This window comes from Neobacillus notoginsengisoli, from assembly GCF_003515685.1.
GTDB classification, from domain to species: domain Bacteria; phylum Bacillota; class Bacilli; order Bacillales; family Cytobacillaceae; genus Bacillus_D; species Bacillus_D notoginsengisoli.
In genome coordinates, this window is the sequence record NZ_QWEG01000017.1 from 1 (window position 1) to 14,337 (window position 14,337).

The following is a 14,337-nucleotide window of genomic DNA, read 5'->3' on the forward strand; positions in this document are numbered from 1 at the left end:
ATGCAGGGAAAAGGATTATCCGGTATTAGCCCCGGTTTCCCGGAGTTATCCCAGTCTTACAGGCAGGTTGCCCACGTGTTACTCACCCGTCCGCCGCTAAAGTTTCAAAAGCAAGCTTTTGAAACTTTCGCTCGACTTGCATGTATTAGGCACGCCGCCAGCGTTCGTCCTGAGCCAGGATCAAACTCTCCAAGAAAGAGTATGAGTTTAGCTCATAAAGTTACGTTGGCTAGTGATCCGAAAATCACTATATTATTGTTTGTTGACGCTTGTTTGTTTAGTTTTCAAAGAGCAATAATCTTGTTGTATTACTTAACTCGAAACTTCACACCGCCGTAAGAGGCGACTTTTATACTATAACACGAAGTTTCATGTTGTGTCAATACTTTTTTAACCCGTCGCTTCCGAAAGACGTTTAAGTTCAATTCGTAGCGACGGATACTAATATAACAAGTTTTTTACTATAGGTCAATACCTTTTTTGTTTTTTTGAAATAATAATATTTAAATGGCGTTCCCAATCCGATAGTACCTATGGAATAACCCTGAGCTTTTGGTTTCAACCTGGAACGCTTCAATTAGATTCTTTTCAGCAAGGTATTCAAGCAATACACTCAGGTCAACTGAATAATGTTTAAGTTCTTCTTCTTTCATTAGTTCACCAATCGTCCAGGCTTCTTTATTTTTTAATAAATTGAGCAGGTGGGCAGCGCCAACTTTTGTCCTTGAGTGGATAAGAAATTCACTGGCTAGAAAAAGCAACTCAAGCCTTTTCTCCAAACCCTCTTCACTTGTTACAAGTTCCTCATACAGTTTGAAAAGCTCCGGATCAATTTGCTTTACCTGATTCCAGACTGTCAATTCAGGATGAAACCCATTTTCGATCACCGCCAGTCGCGCAAGATGATGCAACGAGTGAACAACATAATTGAATGCATCAAGATATTGTCCATTTTCAAAAAAGGCCTTTCCATCCAGGTAGCGGCGGATTAATTTCGCAAATTCAATTCCCATTTTTATTTTACGGCCGTAAAACGGAAAATCCCTGAATTCAATAAGGAGCTTCTTAATATATTCATTCCTGTCAAAAACGACTTTCCCACTATATAGCCATTCAAATATTTTTTTATTTGTTCCAAGAAGCATCCATTCACGGAGCATTGACTCCGTTATGGTGTGCAGAGCGGCTTTTTTGCAGTCATACGAATAATGTTTTATTGTTAGATGTTCATCCGCATCATGTACGATTACAAGCAGAATTGCATCAAAAAAATCAGTCGTTGGGCTGTTTTTTTCTTTTTTCTCAATAACTAAAACTCCAAGTGTATTTTCCTGGCTGGCCCTCTCCTGATAAACTGGCCGAAGGATATCTTCCATCATCTTTCCTCCATCTATACATTGCATTTTCATGTCTCGTCCCAATAGCTGGCTTGGCATGAATCGCTTTTCTACTTATATAAAATTAGCGGGTATGAAGTGAAAACTCAATATTGCCTCCAAAGAAACTCACTTCTTAAATATAGTTTCGACAATAATTTCATTTTTTCCTTCCTATTAATACAAGCAATTTTTTCTTCATTCCAAATCATACGCTACGTTTCCCCCTATGCCGTGGTATGATATAGTTAGAAATCGGGAGGGAATTGCATGGGTAAGTATTCAAGCAAAATTAATAAAATCCGTACATTTGCGCTTAGCCTTATTTTCATCGGATTTATCGTTATGTATGGCGGCATATTTTTCCGGACTTCACCTTTATTGATGACCATCTTTATGCTGGTCGGTTTTTTATTCATTATTGCCAGCACAGTCGTATACTTCTGGATTGGCATGCTTTCCACTAAGACCGTTCAAGTAGTCTGTCCTGGCTGCGGCAGGCACACAAAGATGCTCGGCCGAGTTGATATGTGCATGTATTGCCGAGAACCGCTTACACTCGATCCGAGTCTTGAAGGTAAAGATTTCGATGAATCATATAATAGAAAATAATACACACCAAAAAACGCCTGGAAATTTACCAGGCGTTTTTTTGACAAGACAATTTTAGATTCTCCCAAAACCATCAGTGAGCTTCGTTCGAATTACATTCCGGGCACTCTCCATAGATTTCCATTCTATGGTGGGCTACTTTAAAACCGGTTACGTGGGATGCGAGGTGTTCAACCTCATCTAGCCCCGGGTAGAAAAAGTCGACTATTTTATTGCACTTTTCACAGATAATATGGTAATGGTCAGACGTTTTAAAATCAAACCTGCTTGAAGCGTCTCCATAGGTCAGTTCTTTGACCAAACCTACTTCTTTAAAAACACGAAGGTTGTTATAAACTGTTGCAACGCTCATGTTCGGGAATTTTCCTTCAAGCGCTTTGTAAATATCATCTGCAGTCGGGTGCGACATGGATTGAATTAAATATTCCAGTATTGCATGGCGTTGAGGTGTCATTCTCACACCTGTTTCCTTTAACACATTCAATGCATCTTTCAATTGTTGTGGCACCGTCATGCACCTCTCTTCTATACATAAATTCTTATATTGTAATTGTTATAAATAGTTTATCTCTAAAGTACTGGTTTTGTCAATACATGCGCATTCTATAAAGGATTCTCATTCTTGATGAAGGGTCTTCTCCTCAGCCCCAAGTTTTGCATTTAGATACCTTGCAGTCACAAACAGGAGGTCGGATAATCGGTTTAAATAAGCTAGTACGAGTGGGTTTACCGACTCACCAAGGGAAACAGCGGCCCTTTCTGCCCTTCTCGCCACAGTCCTGGCAACATGAAAGGCCGCCCCCGCGGGATGACCCCCCGGAAGAATGAAGTTTGTTAAGGATGGCAGGCTTGAATCCCAGTCATCAATCTGCTTTTCCATTTCCTCAATGTCAGACTGTTTCAGTGTCCATTTTACCTCTTTCCCTTCAGGGGTCGCCAGCTCAGCGCCAACGTGGAAAAGCTGCGTCTGGATTTTATGATATACATTGCTGACTTTTTCTTTTCCGGCAAAAAATTCATTTTGCAAAAGTGAAAGTGCGAGTCCAATCGCTGAATTGGTTTCATCACACGTTCCATACGCTTCAACCTTCGCATCATCCTTGGCAACCCGGCTACCATAAATAAGCGACGTTGTGCCTTTATCCCCCGATTTCGTATAGATTTTCATTTTTAATACCCCCTGGATAAATCAATCCCATTGATAAAGTTTTCTTCCTTATTAACATATGCTCGAAGGTTATGTTTAAATATCTCAAATGAACGTGGCAAATATTGCCTCGTAATACTGGAAAGGGGCGGCGTTACCGTTACATTGTCCATTTTCCAGAAAGGATGCCCTTTTGGCAGTGGTTCTGTTTTAAAAACATCCAGATAGGCATGCGCGATCATCCGCTCTTCCATTACCTTTAGAAGAACTTCCTCTTTCACAAGATCGCCTCTGCCAATATTGATGAAAACAGCAGAATCCTTCATCAATTTAAAATGCCCTACTTCAAGCAAATAACGCGTTTCATAAGTACTTGGCAAAACAGATAAAACGAAATCAGCCTGCGGCAGCCATGCGCTGATATTCGCGAAAGTATCTGTCTGGTCCGCATACTCATGCTGCTTTCCGCTGCGATTGATACCTGTAACAGTCATCCTGAAAGCCTTCGCCAGCCGGGCGGTTTCTCCGCCGATTGCCCCTATACCAAGAACGAGCAAATTTTTTCCAGCCAACTCCTCAACTTTTACCTTTCTATCCCAATCCTCCTGCTGCTCCTTCCTCTGTAAAAGAGGATATTGTTTCACATGCTGCAGCATGGTGCCAAGCGTAAATTCAGCCATTGGGATTTTGTGTATGCCCCTGACATTCGTGACCAAGATATCTCTTTTGGCGCACTCTTCAAAAGGCATCCTGTCCATGCCGGCTGACATGACCATGATCCACTTTAGATTTTTTGCTTTCTCAATATAGCTATTGTCCAAATCTTCCCCATATGTAACGTAAATCTCAGCTTCCTCCGCCAGACTTCCGGCGGACTTCATTTTGCAAAAATGAAACTCATGCTCTGGAAATTCGGCTTGTATTTCGTTCTGGAGCTTTTCCGATGGTATGAAGGTAAATAATATTTTCATTAAGGCACCCCTGTTTTTTTCTTAAATCATACCACCCGTGATCATTTTCTTGAAATTTTCAGACTTCCGCAACAAAAAAAAAGAAGGCCGGTTTCCCGGCCTTAAAGGCTTTTAATCTGAGGAGGTATGCCCTACTATAAGGTATTCCCGCGATCTATGATTGCATGGACATCAGCCTTATCTATTAAAAATAGGCATCAGGCGTTTGCCCTGACAAATTCGAGTGCTTCTTCCACATGCCCTTTTACTCTCACACCGCGCCACTCTTTCGCAATTCTTCCTTCCTTATCAATGACAAATGTACTTCTTTCAATACCCATATATTCCTTGCCGAAATTTTTTTTAAGCTTCCAAACCCCGTAAGCCTCGGCAGCCTCGTGCTCCGTATCAGCCAATAGAAGGAAGGGGAGGTCGTATTTTTCAATGAACTTCTTATGCCTTTCCACTGGATCCGGACTGACTCCGATGACAACTGCATTCACATCTTCAAAGCTTTGATGCTGATCGCGGAAATCGCATGCCTGCGTTGTGCAGCCAGGCGTCATGTCCTTTGGATAAAAATAAAGGACAACATTTTTTCCCTTGAAATCAGATAGTTTTACTTGCTTTCCATCAACCGATGGCAGGCTGAAATCCGGCGCCATCGCTCCTGTTTGAACAGTCATTTCCACCACTCCATTCTCGAATTGTACCTGCCTTTAGACTACCCAATCTATTGGAACAGTACAACTTTTCCGGCTTAAACTAGCCGGTTCGAAAAGATGCGGTGATTATTCCCTATCCATGACAGCCCTCGCCACAAAGGCAGCCGGAATCGTATAGCCGACAAGCGCTTCCAGAAGCGCCAGCCATCTGCCTGCACCAAGCGGTACGACATCACCGTGACCGACTGAAAATAAAGTCATCGCGCTAAAATAGACAGCCGTTTCTGCCTTTTGCAAAAAGGCGGTGCCGCCTGGCCTCCCAGCTTCGGCGAGAACGGGTTCCGCATATAACCCAAGCAACAAATAGACCATCCCAAAGCCGGTCAAAACAGTGAAATAAACCATTCCCAGGTAAAGAAAATTCTCGAATGAGATAAGACTCCCTCTGTTTCTGTTCGGAACAAACAGCGTTCTAAGGCTCATAAACAGGCAAATACCGGTGCCAATCAACAATACATAATACAATTGACCCACCACCCCGAAATTCTTCAGCCAATCTACCCCACCTTAAGGGACAGTAAGCCTCCTTTGAAGGCAACTGTCCCTTAAGGTCCGATTGGTCAGTTACAGTGAAACTTGCCGCTGTGCGTTTCAGCGGCTTAGTTGAACCAATCGGCTTCGTACTGCCGCATAATCCCCGCTCTAGCGGAGATATTAACGGCAGTAGAGCGGGACTAACCATCAGTAGGGAAAGGCACCCTACTGATGGCAGTTTCACTTAATCCTATGCCGACTTGTCCTTGTTTAGAGCAGTATTCGGGTATGATAAAACAATAAAGCCTGTCACCGCAATAGCGGGAACAGGCGGTCCTTCCGATTCTGGAACCTACCATTCAAAGCCCTGCTGCTCCATTTGCTTACGCAAGCGCTTAAGCGCCTGCTGATGAAGCTGGGAAGCCCTTGATTTATGTACCCCCAGGACAACACTTACATCCGTAAGGGTAAGATTTTCGTAATAAACCAAAGCAAGGGTTAATTTTTCCCTTTCAGGCAATGCATCAATGAATGAGGCAAGTGCCTTTTTTCGTTCCTTCGTTTCGAGCCATTCATCCTGCCTAAGTGTATTTGTATCTTCAATTTGTTTAACCGGTGAAGCTTCCTCCTGGTCCAAAGGTTCATTTAGTGAATCCTGATTGATAAAGGATAGCTGCATTTGGGTTTGTTCATACTCCGCTTTGCTCATACCAAGGTGCGTGCTGACTTCTGAAGTTGTGGGGCGGCGCAAATACACTTGTTCCAATTCTTCTACCGCCTTGCGTATTTTCTTTTCCTTCGTACGCAAGGTGCGCGAAACATGGTCCGTCTGTCGAAGACCATCAAGTATCTCCCCGCGGATTCTTTGTACGGCATACGTTTCAAATTTGACTCCCTGGCCGGGATTAAATTTCAGGCCTGCATCCCAAAGTCCTGTCATGCCGAACGAGAACAACTCACTCTCATCCGCTTTATCGGACAATCTTTTTTTCATCTGGGTTACAACCAGACGGACCAAAGGAATATATTCATCCAATTCTTTTTCAGCATTCCAATTCAAATGAACTCCCCCTTTCCATCAATCCTGATTATCCTGTCCAATGGCTTAGGCAATTTTACGACATTCATTTATGACCTGAGCATTTTCGTTAGGCTGCTGATAAACCCTTTCATTCCGCCTTTTTCGTGGTTGACGGCTGTACCGTCACTAAATCTGACAGCCAACTTTTTCATCATCAATGAAGCGGGGGATCGTGGATTAGCGGTATAAAAAGGAACCTGTTTCAAAACAGAACGTGTGACAGCTGAATCATCCGGAATGGCGCCAAATATTTTTATATCCCTATTCAGGAAGGACTGGACGGCCATTTTAAATTTACCGGCGGCTTCCATTCCTTCACGGTAGTGGCCAACCCTGTTAATTAGCAAATGAAAAGAAATTGTTTCTTTTTGGTTATGCAAAATTTTGACGACGGAATACGCGTCTGCCATTGAGGTTGGTTCTGGTGTTGTCAATAGGATGATATCATCCGCTGATAGGTGGCAGCGCTGCGATTCAAGCGTCATGCCAGCTCCCGTATCAATCAGGACAATATCCGCATACCCCTGCAGCTTCTCTAACTCCCGGAAAAAATAATCTCTTTCTTCTTCCTCCAACTTACAGAGCTGTTGGAATCCGGACCCTCCAGCCAGATATTCAAGGCCGCGCGGACCTTTTTCAAGAACTTCCCAAATGTTTTTACGGAGCCTGACCATGTCAAAAAGGTGATGCCTCGGGGCCGTACCCATTAAGATATCTAGATTGGCCATGCCTATATCAAGATCAATGACAACAACCTTTTGCCCAAGTTCCATAAGGCTGAGCGCAAAATTTAATGTAAAGTTTGATTTTCCGACGCCGCCCTTTCCGCTTGCGACAGTCACAACACGGGTAAAAGGTCGTCCGCGCCCCGCCAGGGATTCAGACAATTGCCTTAACTGGTATGCCTGGTCGTTCAGCATGTTTATCGACTCCTAGAAGCTTTTTCGCCATATATTCAGCGTCAGCATGTATAATATCCTGCGGAACTTCTTGCCCAGTGCAAAGATAGGATAAAGGGTAAGGGTAGTGATAGACCATATTAAGGGCTGCCCCGAAACAGGTCGTTTCATCCCATTTTGTCAAAATGAGTTTGTCGATTGGAATAGTTTTCATTTGTTCGACAATCTTCTTCATGTCCTTCCAACGCGATGCCATGCTTAGGACAAGGTAGTTTTCCTGAAGGGAGTCGTACCGTAAAAAGTGATTAATTTCTTCTATATATTCTTGTTCCAAATAGTTGCGTCCAGCTGTATCCATGAAAATCACCTGACGCCCCTTTAAAGCGGTTATGGCATTTACCAATTCATCAGCCTTCATGACAACTTCCAGCGGAATATTTAAAATGTCCGCATAGGTTAACATTTGTTCTACAGCGGCAATCCGGAAGGTATCCGCTGTAAGCAGTCCCACTTTCTGTTTGTGTTGAAAGACACGGGCAGCTGCAAGCTTGGCAATCGTTGTTGTTTTCCCTACCCCAGTAGGGCCAACAAGAGTAATTAATAACGGGCTTCCCTCATTGTCGGGATTTTCATCTTTTTCCCTGCAGATGCCTTCTTCGAACAGTTCTGCAACGATGGATACTAGGAGGCTTTCCAGTTCCCTGTCACCCATTCCAGCTGTCCGCATTTCCGCCTTCTTGACAATATACTGAATGACTTCCTTGTCGACCTCATGTTCTTCAAGATGCAGGACCCATTTGTCCAGCCCGTTATTCCGTGGAGGATGTATAGCTGGTGCATCCCTTGTTTTCATAAGTGAGTGAATCAGGCTTTTTACCTCGGATAACTCTTTCAAGACATCGGGTTCCGGAGAAGCTGTTGCTGTATCCTCTGCCTTACCGTTGGCCGGAGTGCTTTTGACAGGCAGCTCTTTGGATAGGTCTGCTGCAGCCACTACTTCGACTTGTTTTTTTCCGAATAGTCCAAGGAAACCGCCAGTCCGAATGTCCTTGGAATTCAAGATAAACGCTTCAGGGCCCAAATCACGAAAGATCATTGGATACACATCCGGCAAATGATCGACGACATAGGTTTTAATCATCATACTTTAACCACTCCAACACTCTTTACTTCGACATTCGGTTCGAGCTCATTATAAGAAAGAATCGGGATATCGCTGAATGCCCGTTCTAGCAGCTGCCTTACATACATCCTGATTCCGGAGGATGACAAAATGACAGGACGGACTCCCATCTCGGCCATTTCCTGGATGGATTGTGTAAAGGAATGAATCAATTGATTCGCCGATTCTGGATCGATGGCGAGAATATCTCCCTGCTCGGAACGCTGTATCGATTCCGCCAATTTCTTCTCAATGCCCGCACCCACCTGGATGGCGTGTATTATCCCGTTTTCTACGTGCTGAGAGGTCAATTGGCGGGATAGTGATTGCCGGACATACTCAGTCAGGATATCGGTATTTTTTGTGTATGCCGCATATTCGGCAAGCGCTTCAAAAATGACCGAGAGGCTTCTGATCGAAACATTCTCCTTTAATAACTTTTGTAGCACCTTCTGGATATCGCCCAAGCTTAAAACATTTGGAATCAGTTCTTCCACAAGGGAAGGATGGGTTTCTTTCAAGTGGTTGATCAGATGGCTCGTCTCTTCTCTCCCCAATACTTCATGGGCATATTTCTTAATCGTTTCCGACAAGTGGGTGCTGATTACTGAAGATGGATCAATAACGGTATAACCGAATAGCTCCGCTTCTTCTTTTTGGCCCTCAGTAATCCATAGTGCAGGGAGCCCGAATGTAGGCTCGGTCGTTTCAACCCCGCCAATGCCATGTTCCTCATCAACTGGGTTGAGCATCAAGAAGTGATCGAGCATAATTTCTCCACCCGCGACAGGATTGCCTTTTATTTTAATGACATATTCATTATGTTGAAGCTGGATATTGTCCCGAATGCGGATAACAGGAACAACGAGTCCAAGTTCCATGGCAATCTGCCTGCGAATCGCAACGACCCTGTCAAGCAAATCCCCACCTTGGTTTACATCAGCAAGCATAATGAGTCCGATGCCGAATTCAAACTCAATCGGATCTTCCCGAAGCAAATGAAAGACATTTTCTGGCTTCCTTACTTCTTCAAGTTCCTGTTCGGCCTGATTATTTTCATCAACAGATTCGCCTATTGTCTGCTTTTTCTGGATTTGATACCCTGCGAAAGCCAACAATCCTGCTATCCCCCATGTCAGGAAGATACCGATTGGTGTAAACAGTCCGAACAGTGCAATAACCCCCGCCACTATGTAGAGAAGATGTGGATAGGAAAACATTTGATTTGTTAGGTCATCACCAAGACTTCCCTCAGACGCCGCCCTTGTCACCACAATACCTGTCGCGGTTGAAATTAACAGTGCCGGTATTTGGCTGACAAGCCCGTCCCCGACAGACAAAAGCGTAAATGTGCTTACCGCTTCCGTTAAAGCCATTCCATGAGTTGTCATTCCAATTGCAAAACCGGCTGTAATGTTAATGATCAAAATAATGATGCTGGCAATCGCATCTCCTTTGACGAATTTGCTCGCACCGTCCATGGAGCCGTAAAAATCCGCTTCCTGCTCGACCTTTTTACGGCGGGCGCGGGCCTCCTGGTCATTAATCATCCCGGTATTCAAGTCTGCATCAATACTCATCTGCTTTCCCGGCATTGCATCAAGCGTAAAACGGGCAGCAACTTCGGCCACACGCTCCGAACCCTTTGTAATGACAATAAACTGAATAATGACGAGGATCAGGAAAACGATAAATCCGACGACGGCGTTCCCGCCGATTACAAAGCTGCCAAATGCTTCGATGACCTTTCCTCCATCTGCGTGAGAAAGGATTGAGCGGGTAGTGGAAACACTCAAGGCAAGCCGGAATAAAGTTGTCAGCAATACGACAGAAGGAAAGATTGAAAAGTCGAGCGCCTCTTTCATGTTCATTGTAATTAACAGAATCATAATGGCCATTGAAAGATTTAATATGAGCAATATATCAAGCATAAAAGTTGGTATCGGGATGACCATCATGACCACAATCAGTATGACAGCCACCAGGACACCCATATTTTTCATTGACATTCCTTCACCCTCTACTTGCTTAAAGTTCCTTTAACACGATAGACGTAAGCGAGCACCTCGGCTACAGCTTTAAATAGTTCTTCGGGAATTTCCTCCCCCACCTCAACGCCTGCATACAGGGCACGGGCAAGAGGTTTGTTTTCCATAATGACAACCCGATGCTCCTTCGCGACTTCCCTGATTTTCAAAGCAAGGAAGTCCGCCCCTTTGGCAACGACGGTAGGGACACTCATTTTTCCCGCCTCATAGGCAATCGCGACTGCAAAGTGAGTCGGATTTGTGATAATCACTTGTGCTTTCGGAATATCCTGCATCATTCTGAAGCTTGCAACCTGCCTTTGTTTTTCTTTGATTTTTTGCTTAACCAGCGGGTCGCCCTCAGTTTTTTTATGTTCATCCTTAATATCCTGCTTGGACATTTTCAGTTTTTTTGCATGGTCATATCGTTGGTAAAAGAGGTCACCGACTGCAAGTACAAGATAGGCCGCGGAGATAACCATCCCCATTTTGACGGTAAGGGAAGCTAGCAACCCCACAATAGACAGAGGCTCCATCTGGGGCAGTTTCAACAGAATTCCTTTTTGCTTCCAAAGAAATATCCCCGCTACAGTCGTGATGAGTAAAACCTTTAGAATCGATTTAAGCAACTCGACAATACTTCTCATCGAAAAGATCCTTTTCGCTCCTGAAATAGGATCGATTTTTTTCAAATCCATTTTGATGGATTCCGGAGCAACGAGGAATCCAACTTGTGATATTGTAGAAACAATGGCCGCCAGCCAGGCAATAACGATGATTGGGGCGGCAATCAGTACGGCATTGAACAAAATATTTTTAAATAACAATACAACTGATTCCTCTGTCAGATGATATAAAAGAGAATTAGACAGGCTTACTTTAAACATTTGAAGCAGCCTCCCACCCGCATATTCCCCATAAATAGCCAGGAAGGAAAAAGAGCCCAAGAGAACGACTGCATTTGATAAATCGGTACTTTTGGCCACCTGTCCCTTTTTGCGGGCATCTTGCTTTTTTCTTGGTGTAGCCTTTTCAGTTTTTTCAGCAAATAGCTGCAGGTCCAATCTAACAAGCATGGTCATTCATCCTTTAAGTTCCGATCATTTTCAAGAGCTGTCCGGTAGATTGGGTCATGACACGGATTAGCATTCCGACTACATAAAAGAAAACAGGCATTGTCACAAATAACACAATATAATGAGCAAATAGCTTAATTGGGATTCCAACAACAAACAGGTTCATTTGCGGAACCATTTTTGAAAGCATGCCAAGCGCTATATCGACCATAAAAATGGTACCTAACATCGGAGCTGCGATTAAAACCGCAATCCAAAACATGTTTTTCAAAATAGAGAGCGACAGTTTCGCCATATTTTCCGAAGCCTCACTGGGAAGCCACATTTCGGGCGGAATCCATTGAAAACTCGCAATCGCCCCTTGCAGGAGGATATGATGGCCATCCACGGCTAGAAAAAGTAAAATTGCCATGGCATAATAAAAGCGCCCTGTAATATGCTCCTGAACTCCTGTCTGGGGATTGAACATTGTCGACATCGCCAGTCCGCTTTGCATGTCGACGAAGCTTCCGCCAAGCTGGATAGCATAGATTAATACCGAAGCAAAAAAACCGAGACTTAGGCCAACTATCGTTTCTTTTAAAATCAATAACGTATAAATGGAGTCCATTTCTGCGATAGGTACAGGCTCAATGACACCCGAGACGAGTACAGTTGTAAAAAAAGCAAAGCCGATCTTGAAATGGCCCGGTACCTGCTTGTCCTTCCAGACAGGTGCCGCCAAAAAGAAACTGGCCAGCCGGACAAATACGAGAAGCCAATAAGGCAAGAATGCAAGTATATCCATTCTGGTTTATCCTATATAACTTGTCAGGTTGGACAGAATATTTCGAGTGAAATCGACCATTTGCGTTAGCATCCACGGTCCAAAAAACAAAAGGCTTACAAAGACGGCGATAATTTTGGGCGTAAAAGCCAAAGTCTGTTCCTGAATCTGGGTTATCGCCTGAAAGATACTGACGGTCAGTCCAATGACAAGGGCAATTCCGAGAACAGGTGCAAGGACCATTAACGTTAAATAGATTGAACTTTGGGCAAGCCCCATAATACTGTCGGGTGTCATACGATTTCTCCTTATGAAAAACTTACAAACAACGATTTCACGACTAAATGCCATCCATCAACAAGTATAAATAGAAGGATTTTAAATGGCAGGGAAATAAGTGAAGGCGGAACCATCATCATTCCCATTGCCATCAGCACACTGGCAACAATCATATCGATTATGATAAAAGGAACAAAAATTAAGAATCCCATTTGGAAAGCTGTTTTGAGTTCACTAATGGCAAAGGCGGGAACGAGGGCTGTCAGAGGAATGTCCTTGATTCCGTTTATTTCTACAGGCTCCCTGTAATCCAGAAAAAGTTTCAAATCACTTTCCCTTGTCTGTTTTGCCATAAATACTTTAATCGGCCCGCTTGCTTTATCAAACGCCTCTTCCTGGGCAATTTCCCCCGCAAGAAATGGCTGGAGAGCATCTTTATTCATTTCTTGAAACGTAGGGCCCATGATAAAAAATGTAAAAATCATACTAAGCCCCATGATCACCTGAGCCGGGGGCATTGTCTGGGTCCCAATTGCGGTCCGGACGAAGGAAAGTACGATTGCAATTCTAGTAAATGAAGTCATGAGCAGCAAGAGCCCTGGCGCGACAGAAAGAACGGTCAGCAAGAGTAATAACCTAATTGACAATGCCGTGTCTTCCAGATTTCCTGTTCCGCCAATGTCCAAGCTAATCCCAGGAATGGACATTTGGGCGGAAGCTGACTCTTGGATGAGCAAAAATATCATAGGGATGATTATGGCAACCTTTTTTAAATCAATCCGCTTCCTCATTTGTGTTCATTCTCCTGTCCAGATCTAGGGTTTCCCTCTTTCAGCTGTTTGACGAGAAGCTCTTTCCACTTTTCGTATGAGGTTTGCTTCAGCTTGGAGCCCCAATCTAGGACGGCTTCATCCGGCTTGATCGCCGCCGATTCCAAAAGCCTTGACTGCTCTTCGCCAGGCGGAATCATTCTAATCAGCTGAATAGAAGCACCAACACCCAAGATGTAGAGGGTATCGCCTATCATCAGGAGCTGGACAGACCGGTTGTTTCCTAATGGGTGGCCACCGATGCCATGGAAGGCACCACCTCTGCCGGCTAAATTGCCGCGCTTGGATAGAAATTTTAAGACAAAGTAGAGAAGCGCTATTATTAATAGGAAGGAACTGATAAATTTCAGGGCATAGGGCAAAATCGACGTGCTTCCTGGCTTATTTATTTCAACAGTTTCATTGTTTTCATGTTCAGTATTCTTTTCGTACTTTTCATAAACATTACTTTCGGAGGCCGCCGTTACTGTCAGCGGCACTAGCAATAGGATCAGGCTCGAAGCCAGTAAAATGATTATATTTCTACAACTCACAAGATTGTACCTCTCACCTGATTTTTTTCTCCTTGTCCCGGTCGGAAATCACTTCTGTAACTCGTACTGCAAATTTGTCATCCATGACGACGACCTCACCTGTGGCAATTTGCTGCTGGTTTACGAGGACATCAACATATTCCCCGGCCAGTTTATTTAGGCCGATGACTGAACCTTTTTTCAGTTCGAGTAGTTCCCTTACTGTTTTTACAGCCCTTCCCAGTTCGAATTCGACTTGAAGAGTTACATCTGTCAGCATATTGATCTCATTGTTCCCCGGAGAAATGGAAGCCTGTTCGGAAAATGGGGAAAACTGGACTGACTGAACAGCTCCAAAATTGCCTGGCTTTTTCTCTTTCATTCACATTTCCACCCTTTCGTGAAAATTTTTGCTCCCGGT

Annotated in this window: 17 protein-coding genes and 1 rRNA gene; 1 reads left to right on the forward strand and 17 read right to left on the reverse strand. The window is 43.9% G+C overall.

Features of this window, described 5'->3' with window-relative positions; all coding sequences use genetic code 11:
- Positions 1 to 196: ribosomal RNA gene (locus D1B31_RS20435) — 16S ribosomal RNA — on the reverse strand; the annotation flags it as partial.
- A 307-nt stretch (positions 197 to 503) separates the two neighbouring features.
- On the reverse strand, positions 504 to 1,376 hold the full coding sequence (locus tag D1B31_RS20440; protein ID WP_118923926.1) for a nucleotidyltransferase-like protein: 873 nt from the start codon (positions 1,374 to 1,376) through the stop codon (positions 504 to 506).
- A gap of 270 nt (positions 1,377 to 1,646) precedes the next feature.
- On the opposite strand from D1B31_RS20440, the gene D1B31_RS20445 reads away from it, so the two are divergent.
- Positions 1,647 to 1,988 carry a YgzB family protein gene (locus D1B31_RS20445; protein ID WP_118923928.1) on the forward strand — a complete coding sequence of 114 codons (342 nt, stop codon included), beginning with the start codon at positions 1,647 to 1,649 and terminating at the stop codon, positions 1,986 to 1,988.
- A 73-nt stretch (positions 1,989 to 2,061) separates the two neighbouring features.
- Here D1B31_RS20445 and perR read toward each other — a convergent pair whose 3' ends face one another.
- From perR to fliN, 15 genes are all read right to left on the reverse strand, one after another.
- Complete coding sequence (gene perR, locus D1B31_RS20450; RefSeq protein ID WP_118923930.1) at positions 2,062 to 2,502, reverse strand: peroxide-responsive transcriptional repressor PerR; 441 nt, start codon at positions 2,500 to 2,502, stop codon at positions 2,062 to 2,064.
- A 102-nt stretch (positions 2,503 to 2,604) separates the two neighbouring features.
- The gene (locus D1B31_RS20455) at positions 2,605 to 3,156 is read right to left on the reverse strand and encodes a cob(I)yrinic acid a,c-diamide adenosyltransferase (RefSeq protein WP_118923932.1); all 552 of its coding nucleotides are present in this window, start codon (positions 3,154 to 3,156) and stop codon (positions 2,605 to 2,607) included.
- Positions 3,157 to 3,158: 2 nt separating this feature from the next.
- Positions 3,159 to 4,106 carry a D-2-hydroxyacid dehydrogenase gene (locus D1B31_RS20460; protein ID WP_118923934.1) on the reverse strand — a complete coding sequence of 316 codons (948 nt, stop codon included), beginning with the start codon at positions 4,104 to 4,106 and terminating at the stop codon, positions 3,159 to 3,161.
- A 197-nt stretch (positions 4,107 to 4,303) separates the two neighbouring features.
- Positions 4,304 to 4,771 carry a thioredoxin-dependent thiol peroxidase gene (bcp, locus tag D1B31_RS20465; protein WP_118923936.1) on the reverse strand — a complete coding sequence of 156 codons (468 nt, stop codon included), beginning with the start codon at positions 4,769 to 4,771 and terminating at the stop codon, positions 4,304 to 4,306.
- Between the two features lie 105 nt (positions 4,772 to 4,876).
- Entirely contained in the window at positions 4,877 to 5,284 is a 408-nt protein-coding gene (locus tag D1B31_RS20470) for an ion channel (RefSeq protein WP_338036499.1), read from the reverse strand.
- Positions 5,285 to 5,636: 352 nt separating this feature from the next.
- A complete protein-coding gene (locus D1B31_RS20475) occupies positions 5,637 to 6,344 on the reverse strand; it encodes a FliA/WhiG family RNA polymerase sigma factor (protein WP_118923938.1) in 708 nt (235 codons plus the stop codon).
- Positions 6,345 to 6,412: 68 nt separating this feature from the next.
- On the reverse strand, positions 6,413 to 7,285 hold the full coding sequence (locus D1B31_RS20480) for a MinD/ParA family protein (protein WP_118923940.1): 873 nt from the start codon (positions 7,283 to 7,285) through the stop codon (positions 6,413 to 6,415).
- Positions 7,245 to 8,408 carry a flagellar biosynthesis GTPase FlhF gene (gene flhF, locus D1B31_RS20485; RefSeq protein ID WP_118923942.1) on the reverse strand — a complete coding sequence of 388 codons (1,164 nt, stop codon included), beginning with the start codon at positions 8,406 to 8,408 and terminating at the stop codon, positions 7,245 to 7,247. The genes D1B31_RS20480 and flhF overlap by 41 nt, the downstream gene beginning before the upstream one ends.
- Positions 8,405 to 10,435 (reverse strand): flagellar biosynthesis protein FlhA, encoded by a 2,031-nt coding sequence (gene flhA / locus D1B31_RS20490; RefSeq protein WP_118923944.1) that lies wholly within the window; start codon positions 10,433 to 10,435, stop codon positions 8,405 to 8,407. Before flhA ends, flhF begins: the two co-directional genes overlap by 4 nt.
- 11 nt (positions 10,436 to 10,446) lie before the next feature.
- The gene (gene flhB, locus D1B31_RS20495; protein WP_118923946.1) at positions 10,447 to 11,535 is read right to left on the reverse strand and encodes a flagellar biosynthesis protein FlhB; all 1,089 of its coding nucleotides are present in this window, start codon (positions 11,533 to 11,535) and stop codon (positions 10,447 to 10,449) included.
- Between the two features lie 7 nt (positions 11,536 to 11,542).
- On the reverse strand, positions 11,543 to 12,316 hold the full coding sequence (fliR, locus tag D1B31_RS20500; RefSeq protein WP_118923948.1) for a flagellar biosynthetic protein FliR: 774 nt from the start codon (positions 12,314 to 12,316) through the stop codon (positions 11,543 to 11,545).
- Positions 12,317 to 12,322: 6 nt separating this feature from the next.
- Complete coding sequence (fliQ, locus tag D1B31_RS20505; protein WP_118923950.1) at positions 12,323 to 12,592, reverse strand: flagellar biosynthesis protein FliQ; 270 nt, start codon at positions 12,590 to 12,592, stop codon at positions 12,323 to 12,325.
- A gap of 11 nt (positions 12,593 to 12,603) precedes the next feature.
- Positions 12,604 to 13,365 carry a flagellar type III secretion system pore protein FliP gene (fliP, locus tag D1B31_RS20510; protein ID WP_118923952.1) on the reverse strand — a complete coding sequence of 254 codons (762 nt, stop codon included), beginning with the start codon at positions 13,363 to 13,365 and terminating at the stop codon, positions 12,604 to 12,606.
- Positions 13,362 to 13,937: a flagellar biosynthetic protein FliO gene (locus D1B31_RS20515; RefSeq protein WP_118923954.1), complete on the reverse strand. Its 576-nt coding sequence runs from the start codon at positions 13,935 to 13,937 to the stop codon at positions 13,362 to 13,364. Before D1B31_RS20515 ends, fliP begins: the two co-directional genes overlap by 4 nt.
- Before the next feature lie 13 nt (positions 13,938 to 13,950).
- Positions 13,951 to 14,298 carry a flagellar motor switch protein FliN gene (gene fliN / locus D1B31_RS20520; protein ID WP_118923956.1) on the reverse strand — a complete coding sequence of 116 codons (348 nt, stop codon included), beginning with the start codon at positions 14,296 to 14,298 and terminating at the stop codon, positions 13,951 to 13,953.
- Between the last annotated feature and the right edge of the window lie 39 nt (positions 14,299 to 14,337).